We start from the raw sequence: 15647 nt of genomic DNA, 5'->3' as shown, positions 1-15647 counted from the left end.
GTGCTGATGCAGGGAAAGACGATGGCGCTCAGGATTTTGATTACGGCAGCATGCCTTCTCGTAATGCTGCCGATCGTATTCAACTCGCTCCGCGATGTGGAAGCAGGTCCGGCTCACCAGTCTGATCGTATCGGTCCCGTTTACCCGATCATCGAACCGGACTGGAGCACGTGGTTGCCCAAGCAGATACAGAAGCGTCTAGCGGAGCAGCCCCTGACCGTGTCGCGGAATCAGATCCGCGCAGCCCTTAACAGACAGGTCTCAGATTTTGATCTGCCGGAGGTGAAGACCCCAAGGACGTATACCATCGATCCCAGTGTTCGAGTGCCGCACCCCGGGACGGATCCCCTTGGACGCACCCTTGCTGTGGGGGAGCCGCTCAACCCGATGACCTATCTGGCAGGTTTCCGGCCGATCGTGGTCATCGACAGTCGGAAGGAACGACACGTTGAGTGGGCCAAGAGGGCGCTGACTGAAACGAACTCGATCGTACTCACACTGACTGGCGATGGGCTCACTCTCAGCGCGCGTCTCGGCGCTCCGGTCTACCCCGCTCCTCCGCAGCTCCTTGAACGATTGTCGATTACGAGGGTGCCAGTAGTCATCTCAGGGGCTGATGGCCGCCGCGTGCGTGTTGAGGAAGTCATTCCGTGACGGACGGGGAGTTGCTTCTTGCTACGGTCGATCAGCTCGACGGCTATCGCGTCGAGTCCTATGACGGGATCATCTCGGTCCACGTGTCGGGTGGGATCAACTTCGTGCGGGGCTGGTTCGTTGCGCTCCGCGATCTCGTGGGTGGGAAGGTGGGGACATTTGAGAACGAGGCGATCCGCCTTGAGGAACGCGCCAAACGGAAACTCTGCGGGCGAGCCGGCCAGATCCCGGGCGTCAACGCGGTCATCGGCCTGCAGTTTGCCTACCACCATATCGGCCAGCAGCGAAAATCCATGCTGGCGCTCACTGTGACCGGAACTGTCTGTCGTATTCGATCTGTGTCGGGTTCTCCGCATCATTAGAAATTCAGTACGCCAACACCACTCCCATTCTTGATTCTACAAGACGATCGGACTATACCTAACAAGCCTCTGCTTTCACGCGAAGCCCTTCGGGGGGGCAAAGGCAATTCACACGCTCAGGGGTCTATCATGAACGATGACCCACACGTAGCCTTCTTTTGTGACATGACGGCGATTCCGGCTGCGAGCAGGCAGCTGCACATGGACACTACCAAGGAAGTCTTTGGAGCCGTGCAAGCCGTCCGAGAGCTGCCGAACGGCTATGCATTTCAGGTTCCGAATGGGCTCTTGATCAAAACCGCAGCATTTATTGATAACGAGCGTCGCTGTTGTCCGTTTCTCTCCTTTACGGTCGAGGTGGAACCGGCCGGCGGCCCAATCTGGCTACGGCTCACGGGTCATGATGGCGTGAAGCCGTTCATCCGGGCAGAGATCGGCGATGCACTCAACGAATCCGTTGCACAAGCCGCCAATTTCCGATGAGGGATCGATGAACATACTTGTTACCACCGGGCTGTTCATGGCGACCGCCGTTGCCGAAATCGTCGGCTGCTATCTACCGTACCTCTGGTTAAAGGGCCGCGCTCCGGTGTGGGTACTGGGACCAGCAGCCGTGTCCCTTGCTCTGTTCGTTTGGCTGTTGACGCTTCATCCCACCGACGCCGGGCGCGTGTACGCCGCGTACGGTGGGGTGTATGTCGCGACGGCACTAGCGTGGCTCTGGCTGGTAGATGGCGTCCGTCCTCACTTCTGGGACGTGGCCGGGTCGGTGGTGGCGATCCTTGGCATGGCCATCATCATGTTTGCGCCTCGCGCTTAGCATGCCATGCCTTGACTGAGTCGACCGCTCACCGCGTTTGGGAGGGAGTACCTCAGGCGATGAGCCAGACGTGACAGTAAGCGTTCGAGCAACGCCGATGAACTGCAAGGCCGATCGGTTGACACAATGTACGGTGGGGTGATACAAAGTCCGCATGAGTGCCTCGCAGGCGAAAAGTGTCGTTCGCAGAAAAGCTCCCGTCCTCGTGTTCTCGAGTCTCTTGTTTCTCCAACTCAGCGGCCTGACCTGCATTCAAGATGCCTCGGCGTCTCCGTTCACCGGGAGCAGCGCCGGCTCGTCCGCCGTGATCAGTGATCCGTCGCCTGAGCCCTTGCCCGCTTCGTCCGATGGTTCAGCGGGGAGCCTCCACCACGACTGCCCCTGTCACCACCTCACTTCCCTCCCGAGTATCTCGATCGAATCCGTGGCCGATCCGGGCGGGTCGATCGCTCCCGTATCGTTCTCTCCTCCAGAGGATCTTCCGCAGATACTGTTTCATCCTCCGCTCCTGCGTCTGTAGTTCTCCCACTTCAGTAATCGATTCCTAGTTCAATCCCTTTTCAAGGGCAACCCATCGGTATGGCTGCCCAAGGAGGCGTTTCGCAGTGCTTATTCGACGTGTCGTGTCCTGCGCGCTCTTTGCGCTGATGATTCCGATCGCCTTGATCAAACCCTCCACCGCAGAAGAAGGCGGCAAGCGCTATTCCCTGGAAGAGGTCTTAACCCTTGCCGAACAGCGCAATCCGTCCCTAGCGGTCTTTCAATCCAATGTTGAGGCTGCTCGCGGGGCATTCACGTCCGCACGCGCGTATCCCAATCCCGAAGTCATGATCGAACTGGGTACCGGCAAGCCGTTGGACCCACCAAACGCCGACAGCGGGCGCGAACATCGTCTGGAACTGAGCCAATCCCTGGAGTGGCCCGGGAAGCGGGCGTCTCGTACCCGGGCCGCGGAGGCGCAGGTCGGGGTGGCTCGCGGGAACCTGGACGACTTCCGGCTGGAACTGCGGGCTCAGTTTAAAGAAGCCTTTTTCGAGACGGTGCTCGCCCAACAGACCGCACAGGTAGCGGCTCAAAATCTGGCGACGGCCCGGAGTCTGGTGGAATCTGCCACGTTACGAGTCGAGTCGGGAGAAGCGCCCGACCTCGAGCTGATCCGCGCTCGGGTGGAACTCTTCAATGTGACTCGGGAGGCGCGCCGCGCTCACAATCGTCTCCTCACCGCCAAAACCGCGCTCAACAGCCTGCTTGCCGGGGCCTTGGGGGAGACCTTCGACGTGGTCGGCGCCCCACCTCGTCTTGATGCCGCGTACGAGTTGCCCGTTCTGATCGAACGCTCCCTCGCCACGCATCCGCTCATCGTCCGTCAGGAGCAGGCCTTGAAGGCGGCCGGGTACACGCTGTCCGAGCAACGACAGGCCCGCGTTCCGGACCTGACCGTCACCGCATCGACCGGCGAGGAGATCGACAAGCGGTCCTCGGCGATCGGGTTGGCGCTGTCCGTGCCGCTCTTCAATCAACGACGGGGCGACATCGCCACCGCACGAGCCGAGCAGGCAAGGGCGCAAGCGGAGTTGGCGCAAACGCGCCTCGATCTCACCAAGTTGATTTCTCAGGAGTACGAGAACTATCGCCTGGCAATTGATCAGATCAACACCTTCGAGGAAGGCCTGCTCAAACAAGCCGACGAAGCGTTACGCATCGCGCAATTGAGCTATGAACAAGGAGAACTGGACTTGCTGAACCTGTTAGATGCCCAGCGGGTGCAGCGCGTCGCCTTACTCGAATATTACGACGCGCAGTTTGAACTCCAGACGGCGCTCGCACGACTGGAACGCGTGACAGGAGGTTTGCAATGAGGTCGGCAATAGCAATAGGAGGAGGAACACTCGTCGTGGCTCTGGCGTGGTTGGCGTTGGGGTGTCAGTCGCCCACTCCCCAGCCGAAGGCCGGGGAACAGGCGGAGCAAGCCGCGCCCCATCAGGACGAACACGCTGAAGACGGGCATGCGGAGTCCGAGGAGCGGGGAGGGCTCATCACCTTGAGCCCACAAGCCCAACAGCTTGCCGGGATCGCGGTGGAAGAAGTCGGTCGCCGGTCCTTACGGCGCGAGGTGCGATTGCCGGGCACGATCCAGGCCAACCAGAACCGACTCGCGCACGTCGGCCCCCGCATTCAGGGCCGGGTCGTGGCGCTCTCGGCGGGATTGGGCGACCGCGTGAAATCGGGCGCGACGCTGGCGATGATCGATAGCCCGGAGTTGGGGCAGGCCGAATCGGACTTCGTGACCGCCAGGGCAAAGTTCGTCGTGGCCGAGAAGGCGTACGAACGGGCGAAGACCCTGCTCGATGGCAAAGTGATCGGCACGGGCGAATTCCAACGACGCGAGGGCGACTATCTGGCGAGCAAGGCCGAAGCGCAGGCGGCGGAAGACCGACTGCGTCTGCTGGGCCTGGAGGATCCGGAGATCGCCAATGTGGGCGGCAACCGATCGGTTCGATCCCAGGTGGCGATCACCACCCCGCTGACCGGAACCGTCGTTGACCGGGACGTCACGCTGGGGGAGGTGGTCGAGCCGGCGAAAACGCTGTTTACCGTCGCGGATCTGTCCGCACTCTGGGGGGTGGCGGATGTTCCGGAACGAGATCTGGCCACCGTCAAGAAGGGCTTGCCCGCCAAGGTCTCGGTCTCCGCGTATCCCCGTGAAGTGTTTTCGGGGAAGGTCACGTACATCTCCGATACCCTCGACCTCTCGTCGCGCACCGCAAAAGTCCGGGTCGAGATCGACAATGCGCGCGGCAAACTCAAACCCGAGATGTTCGCGACGTTCATCCTCACCGAGGAAACCGAGGGCGTCCTCAGCATCCCGGAACACGCGGTCCAACGCGATGGAGGCAAACCCATTGTATTCGTCTCCAAGGACGCGGGTTTTGAGAAACGTCCGGTTGAACTCGGGCCCGAACAACACGGGTACTACCCGATCCAGTCCGGCCTCCAAGTGGGAGAACGGGTGGTCACGAAGGGCGCTTTCGTCCTCAAGTCCGAATCCGAGCGCGGGCAGATGGAGGAGGGCCATGGGCATTGACCGGATCATCGAATTTGCCTTGCGCCAGAGGATTCTCGTGCTGGTGGCGGTCCTCCTGTCGGCGGCGCTGGGCATCGCCGCCTTTCGCGCGCTGCCCATCGACGCGTTCCCGGACGTCACCAACATCCAGGTTCAGGTCATCACCGAGGCGCCGGGGCGCTCGCCGGTGGAGGTGGAGCAGTTCGTCACCTATCCCATCGAAGTCCAGATGACCGGACTCCCGCGATTGGCCGAGCTGCGGTCGCTGTCCAAGTTCGGGCTCTCGATGGTGACCGTGGTGTTCGAAGACCAGGTGGACATCTATTTTGCCCGGCAACTTGTCCTTGAGCGCTTGATCGAGGCCCGAGAGAAGTTGCCGGCGGGGGTCGAGCCGGCCATGGGCCCCATCTCCACCGGACTCGGCGAGGTCTATCAGTACACGTTGGAACGACCGGAAGGCGCGAAAGGCTCTGAGAACGTCGAAGCCGATCTGACGGAGTTGCGCACGATCGAGGATTGGATCGTTCGTCCGATTCTCAAGACCGTCCCGGGTGTGACCGACGTCAACGCCTTCGGCGGATTTGTGAAGCAGTACCAGGTGCTAATCGATCCGGATCGGTTGAAGAAATACGACCTCACACTGCGAGAAGTGTTTGAGTCGGTCGCCCAGAACAACACCAATGCCGGAGGCAATATTCTGGAACACGCCTCGGAGCGGTACTTGATTCGCGGCGTGGGACTGATCAAAGACCTTGAAGACATCCGGGACATCGTGGTCAAGGCGCACGACGGCGCGCCCATCTTCATCAAAGACGTGGCCGATGTGACGGTCGGATCGGAGACCCGTCAGGGCGCATTGGTCAAGGACGGGCGGGGCGAAGCGGTCGCCGGAATCGTGATGATGATCCGGGGGGGCAGCGGCAAAGAGGTGGTGGCGCGGGTCAAGGAGAAGGTCGCCGAAATCAACCGGAACCAGGTGCTGCCCGGCGGGGTGACGATCAAGCCGTTCTACGACCGGACCGAGTTGGTCAAAGCGTGCATCCGGACCGTCACCAAGGCGCTGGAAGAGGGCGGGGTCCTCGTGATCGCCGTCCTGTTCCTGTTTCTGGGCAACGTCCGCAGCGCGCTGATCGTGGCGGCCACGCTGCCCTTGTCGCTTCTGGTGACGTTTATCGCCATGCAGCAGGTGGGACTGACGGCCAATCTGATGTCCTTGGGCGGGCTGGCCATCGCTATGGGGATGATCGTGGACGGCTCGGTCGTGATCGTGGAGAACATTTACCGGCACCTCTCCGAGCCGTCGGCTGCGAAGCGGGATCGACTCCGTGTCGTGCTGGAAGCCAGCCGCGAGGTGGCCAGACCGGTGGTGTTCGGCATCGCCATCATCGTCATCGTCTTTCTCCCCCTCTTCACCTTGGAAGGGATGGAGGGGAAGATGTTCGCGCCGATGGCGTATACGATCAGCATCGCCCTGGTGGCCTCGCTGGTACTCTCGCTCACGTTGTCTCCCGTCCTCTCCTCGCTTTTTCTCCGGGGCGGGAGTGAGCAGGACGTGTTCATCCTTCGGTGGGCCAAACGATTGTATCTGCCCCTCTTGCACCGGGCGTTGCGCAAAAAACCCGTTGTCGTGGCGGTGTCGGTTGCCTTATTGATCGCCAGCCTCGCCCTCGTGCCGTTCCTCGGGACCGAGTTCATTCCCATCCTCGATGAAGGCGCATTGACTCCCCAGGTTCTCCGGCTGCCCAGTATTTCGCTGGCGGAGTCGGTTGAGATGGAGAACAAAATTCAACAGACCCTCCTCAAGTTTCCGGAAGTGGAGACCGTAGTCTCCAAGATCGGATCGGCCGAGATTGCCACTGATCCCATGGGACCCAATGTCAGCGATCCGATCGTGAATCTTAAGCCGCGGAGCGAGTGGACGACTGCCTCTACCAAGGAGGAACTCGTCGATAAGATTCGGACCGAGTTGGAGAAGATGCCGGGCGTGGCCTACAACTTCACCCAGCCCATTGCGCTCCGTGTCGACGAGCTCATCTCCGGCGTGAAATCGCAGATCGCAATCAAACTGTTCGGCGACGACCTGGACCTCTTAAAGGCCAAAGCCGACGAGATCGCTCGGGTCGTCTCGACCGTGCGCGGGGTGACCGACTTGCGCGTCGAACAGACCGCCGGCCAGCCGTACATGACGGTGGAGATCGATCGCCGCAGGATCGCCCGATACGGGATCAACGTGGCGGATATCGCCGAGGTGATCGAAACCGCGATTGGGGGCAAGACCGCGACCGAGCTCTTCGAGGGCGAGCGACGGTTTGCCGTGGTGGTGCGGTTTCCCGAGGACCGGCGCGACAGCTTGGAGTCTATCGGAAATATCTTGGTGAGCACCCCCGGCGGCGCGAGAATTCCCCTGGCCGAGGTCACGAACCTCGCGCAAGCGGACGGACCGGTCCAAATCAGCCGGGAGAACGGCAAGCGGCGCGTCGTAGTCGAGTTGAACGTCGAGGGCCGGGACATCGGCGGGCTCGTGGCCCAAAGCCAACAGAAGATCCGCGAGCGGGTCCAACTCCCCGAAGGCTATTACCTCACATGGGGCGGGGCGTTCGAGAACCAGCAGCGCGCCATGAAACGCCTGGCCATCATCGTGCCGCTCACCATCGGCCTGATCTTCTTTCTGCTGTTTTCCACGTTCAACTCCTTGCGCTACGCCGCGCTGATCATCATGAACCTACCGTTCGCGCTGGTCGGCGGCATCCTGGGGTTGTTCCTGTCCGGCCTGTATCTGTCGGTTCCCGCCTCGGTGGGGTTCATCGCCCTGTTCGGCGTGGCCGTGCTCAACGGCGTCGTGCTGGTGTCGTACATGAATCAACTGGTACAGGAGGGTGCCCCGGTCTTCGAGGCCGTGGTGAAGGCATGCGAGCGGCGGTTGCGGCCCGTGCTCATGACCGCACTCGTCGCGATCCTCGGCCTGATTCCCATGCTGTTCGCCTCCGGACCCGGATCGGAGATTCAACGCCCGCTCGCGACCGTCGTGATCGGCGGCCTGCTGTCATCAACCCTCTTGACCCTCGTGGTTCTGCCGACCCTCTATCTCTGGGTTGAACAACGTCGAGGTCTGAACAACGGAGGCAACGGCCCGCAGCCCGCGGGTACAGCCGTTCCAGCTACACACGCGGAGGTTGTTCCATGAAAGAGGTCAAAGCCTATATTCGCCACCACATGGTGAACCGGGTCATCGAGGCCTTGGAGGGAGCCGGGTTTGTAGACATGACCTTGATCGACGTCCAGCGGATCGCCAAGGGGGTCTCCACGCCCGAAGATCGCTACTCGCTCGAGCTGGCGGAGAAATACATGAATGTCCTGCGCCTGGAGCTGGTGTGCCGGGATCAGGACGCGGCCACGGTGGTCGACATCATCGAGCGGACGGCTCGAACCGGACGGCGAGGAGACGGGCTGATCGCCGTCGTCCCGGTTGACACGGTCGTCCGCATCAGCACCGGCCAGCGAGGCGACGCAGCGCTCCTGCCCGACGCAGGCCACGAATCGGAGGCGTAGATGCGGCTCACAAACGGCGGACACGTGTTCAGATCGATTAGCGCGGTGGTGTTCTCGATAGCGATCGGCCCCGCTGTCCCGGCGTTTGCCGTCGTCTTCTACGAGTGGACGGATGACGCCGGGGTAATTCACCTGACGGACGACGTGTCAAAAGTTCCATCTCGGTATCGAGAGCGCGTTCAAGAAGTCACCGTCCCCGACGGACCACCTTCCGGTGAGGAGCAAGCCTCCACCGCGCCGCAACCGCCTCGCCAGCTGTCGGCTCCCACGGAGGATGTCGACTTTGAGGGACACGACCGGCAATGGTGGAGGCAACGTCTCCAGGAATGGCGCGGTCGCAAAGCGACTGCGGAACAGAACCTCGCCAAGGCCCGAGATCGATACAACCGTCTCTATTTCAACCATAGTTCTGTTGCCGACGTCCGGCGAGAGATCGAGCGGTACGAGGCGGAGATCCTGGAGGCGACCCGCATGCTCGATGAAGTTCTTCCGGAAGGAGCGCGCAAGGCCGGGGCGCCGCCAGGGTGGTTGCGGGAGTAGGCGATGATCGACACGCTGTTACCCGGGCTGGCGGCTCTCCCGAACATGCACCCCCTCTTGGTCCACTTCCCCATCGCTTTCTTCTGTGGCGCGCTCGTGATGGAAGGAGCGGCCGTCCTGTACTCCGAGAGACTTCACATCGCGGCGACTTGGGCTACATCCATGTCCACCGTAATTGGATGGTGACCGTGACTCTGGTGGCGATCGTCCTGGCTCTGTATCTGCTCTGGATCAATCGACGGCAGCTATGGGTCTTCCAACGCTGGAGGCTTCTCTTAGGACTGGCCGTTCTGGCGGCGCTCGTCGCGTTGGGTGCCGACCGGGGCGCTCGATTGGTGTTTTAATTCGGCATCGGGGTGAATCCGCGGATCATCAACGTGACGACCCAAGAAAGTCATCATGGGGACCGCTGAGGGATTACGGACAATCGGGACGCTTCTTCTCTGCGCCCTCTTGATCGGTTGCCTCTCTTCCCGGACCGCCAAGATTCTCCCGGCTCAAGAAATCTGTAACGAGGAGGCGGATCGCCTGCTTGAGGCGGGAGAGTGGCAGAAGACTATCGAGCAGCATCAGCAGATCATCCGACAGGCCCCGAACCTTGCGCTGGCTCACTACCACTTGGGCATTGCCTACGGACAGATCGAGCAATACGCTCAAGAAGTTTCGGAGTACCAAAAGGCCATCGCGCTCGGGCTCCAGAAGGCGGATCTGTATTACAACCTGGGTATCGCCTTGGGTGAGAATTTTCATGATTACCCAGGAGCGATCGCGGCCTTCACCCACGCGGTGCGACTGGTGCCGAGCGATGCCGACTTCCATTTCAACTTGGGCTTCGCGTATCTGCTCAACAACGAGCAGGGACCGGCCGAGCGGGAATTACAGGAAGCACTTCGCCTCGATCCGACCAACCTGCCGGCGCGCCTCAGCCTGGGAAGCCTGTACGCCGATCAGAAGGAATTTCAAAAAGCGAAGGACCAATGGAATGAAGTGCTCAGACTCGATCCGTCCAATGCCGAGGCCCTGGCCAATCTGAAATGGTTGGAGGGGCAAGGCGAGCGCCGCGATGCGAAGTGAGACAGCCGTGTCACCACGAGTCGAGCGCGGAGGTTTCGGTCGCAATGGGTGAGCGAGGCGCTACGGGGAAAGAGGGGCACGCCGGGTTCGAAGGACCATGGTGGCGGTTTCCCGTGCTGCGTAACGCGCTGGCCGCCGGCCTGATCGCCGGCGCGGGCTTTCTCCTCGCTCATGGCGGGTTGATCACGGATACCGTCGAGAACGTGTTCTACTGGGTGGCCATCCCGCTCGGCGCGTGGCACTGGGCGCGCGAAGGGATCGAGGATCTGATCAAAGAACGGCAGGTCGGCATCGAAATGCTGATGCTCGCGGCCACCGTCGGCTCCGGCATCCTGGGCCTGTGGGACGAGGCTGCCGCGCTCGTCTTTCTCTACGGCGCGGCGGAAGGCACGGAAGAATACACCTACGCTCGCACGCGCCACGCGATTCGCGCCCTGCTGGACCTCGCGCCCAAGGAGGCCCGTGTGCTGCGCGATGGACAAGAGATCACGATCCCGGCCGAGCGTCTCAAACCGGGCGATCTGTTTGTGGTACGGCCTGGCGAGGCTATCCCTACGGATGGCCTCGTCCGGTCGGGCACCTCCAGCGTGGATGAGTCGCCCGTCACGGGCGAGTCGATTCCGGTGGACAAGAGACCGGGCATGACAGTGTTTGCCGCCTCCATCAACAAACAGGGCGCGCTAGAGGTCGAGGCCACGGCCGCGTTCGCCGACAACACGTTGAGCAAAATCATTCACTTGGTGGAACAGGCCCAGGAGCAGAAGGGCCGGGCCCAGCAGTGGATCGAGCGCTTCGGCCGCCGGTACAGCCCAGTCGTGTTAGCCGTCGCCGCGCTGCTGCTGGTGGCTCCCTGGGTGATGGGCCTGCCGTTACAGGAATGGTCGCTGCGCGCCGTGGTGTTGCTGGTCGCGGCGGCGCCCTGCGCGCTCGTGATGTCCACGCCCGTTGCCATGGCGGCCGGGATCGGGTCCGCGGGCCGCCGTGGCATCCTGATCAAGGGCGGGGTCCACCTCGAGCACCTCGGCCAGATCCGGGTGGTGGCCTTTGACAAGACCGGGACGCTCACGCGCGGCGAGCCGGTCGTGACCGACGTAGTTCCGGTCCGCAGCACCACTGCGGAACTGCTCGCGACCGCGGCCGGGCTGGAACGCCGCTCCGAGCACCCCCTGGCCCAGGCCATCCTCCGCCACGCGGAGACAGCGGGCGTTGAGCCACTCGCGGCCGAGGCGTTCGAGGCGCTTGCCGGCGCCGGCGCCAAGGGAACCATCAACCATACGATCTGGTACATCGGCAACCCCGACCTGTTTGAGCGCCTGGGCGTGGGCCTCGCAGCGGTCCGAGCGCAAATCGCCAGCCTGCAGGAAGAGGGCAAGACCGTGGTGCTCGTGGGCCACGGCAGGCGGCTGCTCGGGGCGATCGCCCTCCAGGATCAAATCCGGCCCGGCATGAACGACGTGATCGCGGCGCTGCACGCGGAGGGGGTGCGCGTCGTGATGCTCACCGGCGACAACGCCCGTAACGCCAGCGCCGTCGCCCGGAGACTCGGTATCGATGACGTACGCGCCGACCTGAAGCCCGAGGACAAGGTCGCCGCCGTGCGCCAACTGGATAAACAGGACGGCGCAGTGCTCATGGTGGGTGACGGGGTGAACGACGCCCCGGCGCTTGCTGCGGCGACATGCGGCGTGGCCATGGGCGCGGCGGGCAGCGATGCCGCCATTGAAGCGGGGGACGTCGCGCTCATGGCCGACGATCTCACCAAAGTGGTGGAGGCGATCCGCCTCGGCCGCAAGGCCCGTCGCATCAGCGCGCAGAACATCGTGTTCTCGGTCGTTCTTCTTACCGTGCTGATTCCGACGGCGCTCGCCGGCTATCTGAGTGTGGCCGTCACGGTGTTCATCCACGAGACCAGCGAGCTGCTTGCAGTGGCGAACGGATTACGAGTGGCGAGATGGTGAACCGAGGGGGAGAGGCGGGGCAGATACACCTACAGGAATTCCTACTCACGCGGAGGTCAGCTATGAGCAAGCACAACACCGATTCCCCTCATGAACAGCGAATGGGGATGGACCGCCGTATCTTGAATATCTCGCTGGTCATTTCTTTCGCGCTGATCGCGTCGGGATGCGCCGTGTTTAGCCCTCGTACGGCTCCCCAAACGATTACAAAAGCCGACGCGAGGCTCGTTATTCCTTGGGGTGGTCAATACCGTTTCCGCCAGCAACGGTTGACCGAGGAGCAAAGCAAGAAGGTCAACGACCGCCTGGGCCGTCAGGCGGTTCAATCGGCGGGGGAGACGATCAACTACTACGCGGTCACCCGCCATCCGAAACGGATGACAGGGGACTCGGGACTCGTGTTCGTCGAGATGATTGACGGGCCACAGGGCCCTTTGCGCCTCGTGCTCTCACTCCGCCATCAAGTGGTCCAAAATCTTGTGGTGGAAGACGGGTCGGCGGCCACAATGATCCGGCACGAGTTTCTCGATCAATTTATCGGGAGAGACCTGGAGCATTCATTCAAGGTAGAGACAGACCCGGCGGCGTTTCACCGGATTCCGGTCCCGATCGCGCCGCTTGCCGGACACGTTGAGCTATCCCAACGCATTGCGGATGCGGTACTGAAAGTGGTAGTGCTCGTGTCGGTTTTGAAGCTGGAATGATTCGGATGCAAACGACCGGCATCGGCTCCCGGAGTGCCGTACCTTGGCGATGGGTGATTTACCGTGACGGTTGGGTGCCACGTACGCATGGTTCATTCTTGCCCGATAGGTTGGGAAGAAAATGTTGGGAAGAAAGTGCTTGACCTCGCGGTTTAAGGAGTGTTACGTTTCTAAAACAAATGCTACCACTAGTTGGACATATAAGAAGTGCTCAGGCGGCGTTGTGGATCGTCCTGCTTGCATTCGGGCTTGACGGCCTGGTGTGGGATGGCGGCCTCGTCAATCACGCCCACACCGATGGGGAGCAATTTCATACGCACAGAGACCTGCGCGGCGGCGATTCCGAGCCCCACGGCCACACCCGTGATCATGGGCACGACCACGGTCCGACCGCTGTTCCTCGCGACCTCGACTCGCTGGCCGGCATGTATTGGACAGCGGCCTTCCCCAGCGAAGGATTCCTTCACAGCCACGACAACGACCATGCAAGCGGCAAGTTCTTCCCGCCAGAGAAGGGAGAAGTTTTCCAAACGCCGCTTCGGGCGCTGGAAAGCCCATTGCCAGCGTCACCCGACCCCGCGGAGCCGGAGGTTTTGCGCTCGCGAGGCCCGCCTTTCCTGCTCGTCTAACTTAACGTTCTTTACACCTTAAACCGCAAGCCCGGCCGCGCGATCGGCTTAGAGAAGCCGGTCCAGGGCCGACGAGAACAAAGGAGCGAGTATGGAGCGCGTGATGCATGCCATCGCGAGAGGAACGTGTGCGTTCGCGATGGCCCTACTGGGCGCAAGCGTGCTGGGCGTGCCGGCCGCCGACGCCCACACCAAAGGGATCAGCCTCAGCCGGTATGGCTTGATCGATATGTCGTGGACTGGCAACGTGTTGTATTCCAGCTACAGCGACTACGTGAACGCCTACCCCCAGCTCCGTCCATACATCGGCGGGGCGTTGCGCCAGGGGTTGGTGCTCAAGAGCTTTGACGTCTCGGTCACGCAGGACCTCTACCAGTACCCCGCCAAATTTGCGCTCTTTCTGGCGTTCGGGCAAGACTCGGCCGCGATCGAGGAGGCGTTCTTTCTGTTCCACAAGATGCCGTATCAGACCCAACTGAAGGTCGGCCAGTTTCGAGCCCAGTTCGGCAAACACAACCAATATCATGACCACGAGTGGATCTTCGCCAACCCCCCGATGATTACCACCGTGCTCGCGAGCGACGACGGATTCAAGATCCTTGGCGCGGAACTCACCTGGCAACCGCCGCTCGGCCAGTTTGTGGAGCTCGCCGTGGACGTCGGCCGGCGGGACACGCTGGGGGTCTTTCAGGCCAAACCCGCCCCGGTCGATCCGGCTGAGACGGACGCGACGAACGCCTTCGTGATCACGAAACTCACGCACTATCTCGACCTCACCGATGCGTCGAGTTGGGAGTGGGGCGCGACATATGCTCAGGGTGGGAACAATTCGGATCCCGGCAACGACGATCAGGACCGGGTCTACGGGTTGGATTTTACATTCAAGTACAAACCCGCCCCGTTCAGTCCGTACGTCCGCTGGACGACCGAGCTATTCCATGACACGAAGGAACTGACGCGCCTTGGGCTACCGAACGAGACCCTGAAGGGACTTTATTCCGAAGTCGACTATCGTGTGACCTACAACTGGGCGCTTGGCGCTCGGTTCGATGCCGTCACGGGTGACGTGGACCCCGCGGACGCCACGCTCGGCGATGTCACGCGCACGCGCTACTCGACGGGGATCCGCTATTTCTTCAACCCGGTGTCCCGCGTCAATCTCCAATTCGATCACATTCCGTCGGCCGACACCGCCCCAGGATCCAACGTGGTCATCCTCCAACTCAATGTGGGAGGAGGCACTGTGACCCCCGGTGTCGGGAAGTTCTACACGCTGTGGTAACCTTTTCGGTCGACGCCCAACGAAGGAGAACCTCCATGCTGTCATCTCGGATCATTGCAACAGCCGCGGCGGTCTGGCTTATGGCCTCAACGCCGGTGTCCGCCTCCGCAGCCCTCAGGATCGTCACCTCCTTTCCGCAGGATGCCTCGATCGCCAAGTCGATCGGCGGCGAATACATCGAGGTCGTGAGCCTCACGACGGGTGTCCAGAACCCCCATGCAGTGGATCCCAAACCGTCGTTTGCTATCCACCTGAATAAGGCCGATCTATTGATTGTCAACGGCCAGAACATGGAGATGGCGTGGCTACCGATCGCGCTCAGCAGCAGCCGGAATCCCAGGATTCTTGAAGGAACCGAGGGGTACCTGGATCCCTCGCAGGGGATCACGTTCCTTCCGTACTCGAAGGACGAACTCCAAGCGACACCATTCTTTTCCCTCAACTTGATCGTAGGCGATCCGACCAAAACGGGGAATCACCACTACTGGCTGGACCCGGAAAACGGCTTGGTTGTGGCGAAAAACATCTACGACAAACTGGTCGCGATGGACCCAGACCACGCCGACGTGTACGGGGCCAACTACGAGGGGTTCGTCTCACGGCTCAAGGCGAAGATCGGGGAGTGGGATCGCATGATGGCCCCATACAAGGGCGTCAAGATCGTGAGTTATCACCGCGACTGGATCTATTTGGCCAAGCGCCACGGCCTGGACCTGTTTGCCTACATCGAACCGCGGGAGACCATTCCCCCCAGCGCGGGTGAGGTCGCTGTCCTGGTCAAAAAAATGAGGGACAAGCACATTCCCGTGGTTTTGGTGTCGCCGTGGCAGCCCCAGAAGATCTCGAAGGAGATTGCGCAGCAGACCGGCGCACGCTTTGTGTCGTTGCCATCCACGGTGGACGAGCGGTTTGGCGCGAAAGACTACATCGGGCTCTTCGACGTGATCTACGCAGATCTCACGAAAGCGCTCGGCGACTCCCAGGCGGGGCGGTGAGCGGACGTCAGCGGAG

Annotated in this window: 18 protein-coding genes; 17 read left to right on the top strand and 1 reads right to left on the bottom strand. The window is 61.6% G+C overall.

All coding sequences use genetic code 11. The features are described from left to right. Positions 1-6 precede the first annotated feature (6 nt). The 4 genes from AB1451_07075 to AB1451_07060 all read left to right on the top strand — a co-directional run bounded on the left by AB1451_07075 (position 7) and on the right by AB1451_07060 (position 1836). Positions 7-654, top strand: coding sequence for a hypothetical protein (locus AB1451_07075; GenBank protein ID MEW6682671.1), 648 nt, complete (start codon positions 7-9; stop codon positions 652-654). Continuing rightward, the gene (locus AB1451_07070; protein MEW6682670.1) at positions 651-1016 is read left to right on the top strand and encodes a heavy metal-binding domain-containing protein; all 366 of its coding nucleotides are present in this window, start codon (positions 651-653) and stop codon (positions 1014-1016) included. Before AB1451_07075 ends, AB1451_07070 begins: the two co-directional genes overlap by 4 nt. Positions 1017-1145: 129 nt before the next feature. Continuing rightward, on the top strand, positions 1146-1499 hold the full coding sequence (locus AB1451_07065) for a hypothetical protein (GenBank protein MEW6682669.1): 354 nt from the start codon (positions 1146-1148) through the stop codon (positions 1497-1499). A gap of 7 nt (positions 1500-1506) precedes the next feature. Further along, complete coding sequence (locus tag AB1451_07060; GenBank protein ID MEW6682668.1) at positions 1507-1836, top strand: YnfA family protein; 330 nt, start codon at positions 1507-1509, stop codon at positions 1834-1836. A 352-nt stretch (positions 1837-2188) separates the two neighbouring features. Here the strand turns inward: AB1451_07060 and AB1451_07055 are convergent, their stop codons facing one another. Next, the gene (locus tag AB1451_07055) at positions 2189-2335 is read right to left on the bottom strand and encodes a hypothetical protein (protein ID MEW6682667.1); all 147 of its coding nucleotides are present in this window, start codon (positions 2333-2335) and stop codon (positions 2189-2191) included. A 106-nt stretch (positions 2336-2441) separates the two neighbouring features. Here AB1451_07055 and AB1451_07050 point away from each other — a divergent pair, with 106 nt between their 5' ends. The 13 genes from AB1451_07050 (at position 2442) to AB1451_06990 (ending at position 15631) form a co-directional block, all read left to right on the top strand. Next, the gene (locus AB1451_07050) at positions 2442-3695 is read left to right on the top strand and encodes a TolC family protein (protein ID MEW6682666.1); all 1254 of its coding nucleotides are present in this window, start codon (positions 2442-2444) and stop codon (positions 3693-3695) included. 35 nt (positions 3696-3730) lie between these two features. Then, entirely contained in the window at positions 3731-4921 is a 1191-nt protein-coding gene (locus tag AB1451_07045; protein ID MEW6682665.1) for an efflux RND transporter periplasmic adaptor subunit, read from the top strand. Further along, positions 4911-8084: an efflux RND transporter permease subunit gene (locus AB1451_07040; protein MEW6682664.1), complete on the top strand. Its 3174-nt coding sequence runs from the start codon at positions 4911-4913 to the stop codon at positions 8082-8084. Before AB1451_07045 ends, AB1451_07040 begins: the two co-directional genes overlap by 11 nt. Further along, on the top strand, positions 8081-8449 hold the full coding sequence (locus AB1451_07035; GenBank protein ID MEW6682663.1) for a P-II family nitrogen regulator: 369 nt from the start codon (positions 8081-8083) through the stop codon (positions 8447-8449). Before AB1451_07040 ends, AB1451_07035 begins: the two co-directional genes overlap by 4 nt. A gap of 24 nt (positions 8450-8473) precedes the next feature. Then, positions 8474-8989 carry a DUF4124 domain-containing protein gene (locus tag AB1451_07030; GenBank protein MEW6682662.1) on the top strand — a complete coding sequence of 172 codons (516 nt, stop codon included), beginning with the start codon at positions 8474-8476 and terminating at the stop codon, positions 8987-8989. A 3-nt stretch (positions 8990-8992) separates the two neighbouring features. Continuing rightward, a complete protein-coding gene (locus tag AB1451_07025) occupies positions 8993-9175 on the top strand; it encodes a DUF2231 domain-containing protein (GenBank protein MEW6682661.1) in 183 nt (60 codons plus the stop codon). A 2-nt stretch (positions 9176-9177) separates the two neighbouring features. Further along, positions 9178-9333 carry a hypothetical protein gene (locus AB1451_07020; GenBank protein MEW6682660.1) on the top strand — a complete coding sequence of 52 codons (156 nt, stop codon included), beginning with the start codon at positions 9178-9180 and terminating at the stop codon, positions 9331-9333. 55 nt (positions 9334-9388) lie between these two features. Continuing rightward, the gene (locus AB1451_07015; protein ID MEW6682659.1) at positions 9389-10063 is read left to right on the top strand and encodes a tetratricopeptide repeat protein; all 675 of its coding nucleotides are present in this window, start codon (positions 9389-9391) and stop codon (positions 10061-10063) included. A 44-nt stretch (positions 10064-10107) separates the two neighbouring features. Further along, positions 10108-12021 carry a cation-translocating P-type ATPase gene (locus AB1451_07010; protein MEW6682658.1) on the top strand — a complete coding sequence of 638 codons (1914 nt, stop codon included), beginning with the start codon at positions 10108-10110 and terminating at the stop codon, positions 12019-12021. A gap of 62 nt (positions 12022-12083) precedes the next feature. Next, positions 12084-12725, top strand: coding sequence for a hypothetical protein (locus AB1451_07005; protein ID MEW6682657.1), 642 nt, complete (start codon positions 12084-12086; stop codon positions 12723-12725). A gap of 221 nt (positions 12726-12946) precedes the next feature. Continuing rightward, positions 12947-13354, top strand: coding sequence for a hypothetical protein (locus AB1451_07000; GenBank protein ID MEW6682656.1), 408 nt, complete (start codon positions 12947-12949; stop codon positions 13352-13354). A 91-nt stretch (positions 13355-13445) separates the two neighbouring features. Further along, complete coding sequence (locus tag AB1451_06995; protein MEW6682655.1) at positions 13446-14636, top strand: hypothetical protein; 1191 nt, start codon at positions 13446-13448, stop codon at positions 14634-14636. A 35-nt stretch (positions 14637-14671) separates the two neighbouring features. Beyond that, entirely contained in the window at positions 14672-15631 is a 960-nt protein-coding gene (locus AB1451_06990) for a metal ABC transporter substrate-binding protein (GenBank protein ID MEW6682654.1), read from the top strand. Positions 15632-15647: the final 16 nt, after the last annotated feature.

The organism is Nitrospirota bacterium, from assembly GCA_040757335.1.
Taxonomy (GTDB): domain Bacteria; phylum Nitrospirota; class Nitrospiria; order 2-01-FULL-66-17; family 2-01-FULL-66-17; genus JBFLXB01.
This window is presented reverse-complemented; position numbering and strand designations above follow the sequence as displayed.

Bases quoted from the DNA above. Each gene is read 5' to 3' on its own strand.
- AB1451_07075 (MEW6682671.1), top strand. From the start codon at position 7: ATGCAGGGAAAGACGATGGCGCTCAGGATTTTGATTACGGCAGCATGC.
- AB1451_07065 (MEW6682669.1), top strand. From the start codon at position 1,146: ATGAACGATGACCCACACGTAGCCTTCTTTTGTGACATGACGGCGATT.
- AB1451_07060 (MEW6682668.1), top strand. From the start codon at position 1,507: ATGAACATACTTGTTACCACCGGGCTGTTCATGGCGACCGCCGTTGCC.
- AB1451_07055 (MEW6682667.1), bottom strand. From the start codon at position 2,335: ATGAAACAGTATCTGCGGAAGATCCTCTGGAGGAGAGAACGATACGGG.
- AB1451_07040 (MEW6682664.1), top strand. From the start codon at position 4,911: ATGGGCATTGACCGGATCATCGAATTTGCCTTGCGCCAGAGGATTCTC.
- AB1451_07035 (MEW6682663.1), top strand. From the start codon at position 8,081: ATGAAAGAGGTCAAAGCCTATATTCGCCACCACATGGTGAACCGGGTC.
- AB1451_07025 (MEW6682661.1), top strand. From the start codon at position 8,993: ATGATCGACACGCTGTTACCCGGGCTGGCGGCTCTCCCGAACATGCAC.
- AB1451_07015 (MEW6682659.1), top strand. From the start codon at position 9,389: ATGGGGACCGCTGAGGGATTACGGACAATCGGGACGCTTCTTCTCTGC.
- AB1451_07010 (MEW6682658.1), top strand. From the start codon at position 10,108: ATGGGTGAGCGAGGCGCTACGGGGAAAGAGGGGCACGCCGGGTTCGAA.
- AB1451_07005 (MEW6682657.1), top strand. From the start codon at position 12,084: ATGAGCAAGCACAACACCGATTCCCCTCATGAACAGCGAATGGGGATG.
- AB1451_06995 (MEW6682655.1), top strand. From the start codon at position 13,446: ATGGAGCGCGTGATGCATGCCATCGCGAGAGGAACGTGTGCGTTCGCG.
- AB1451_06990 (MEW6682654.1), top strand. From the start codon at position 14,672: ATGCTGTCATCTCGGATCATTGCAACAGCCGCGGCGGTCTGGCTTATG.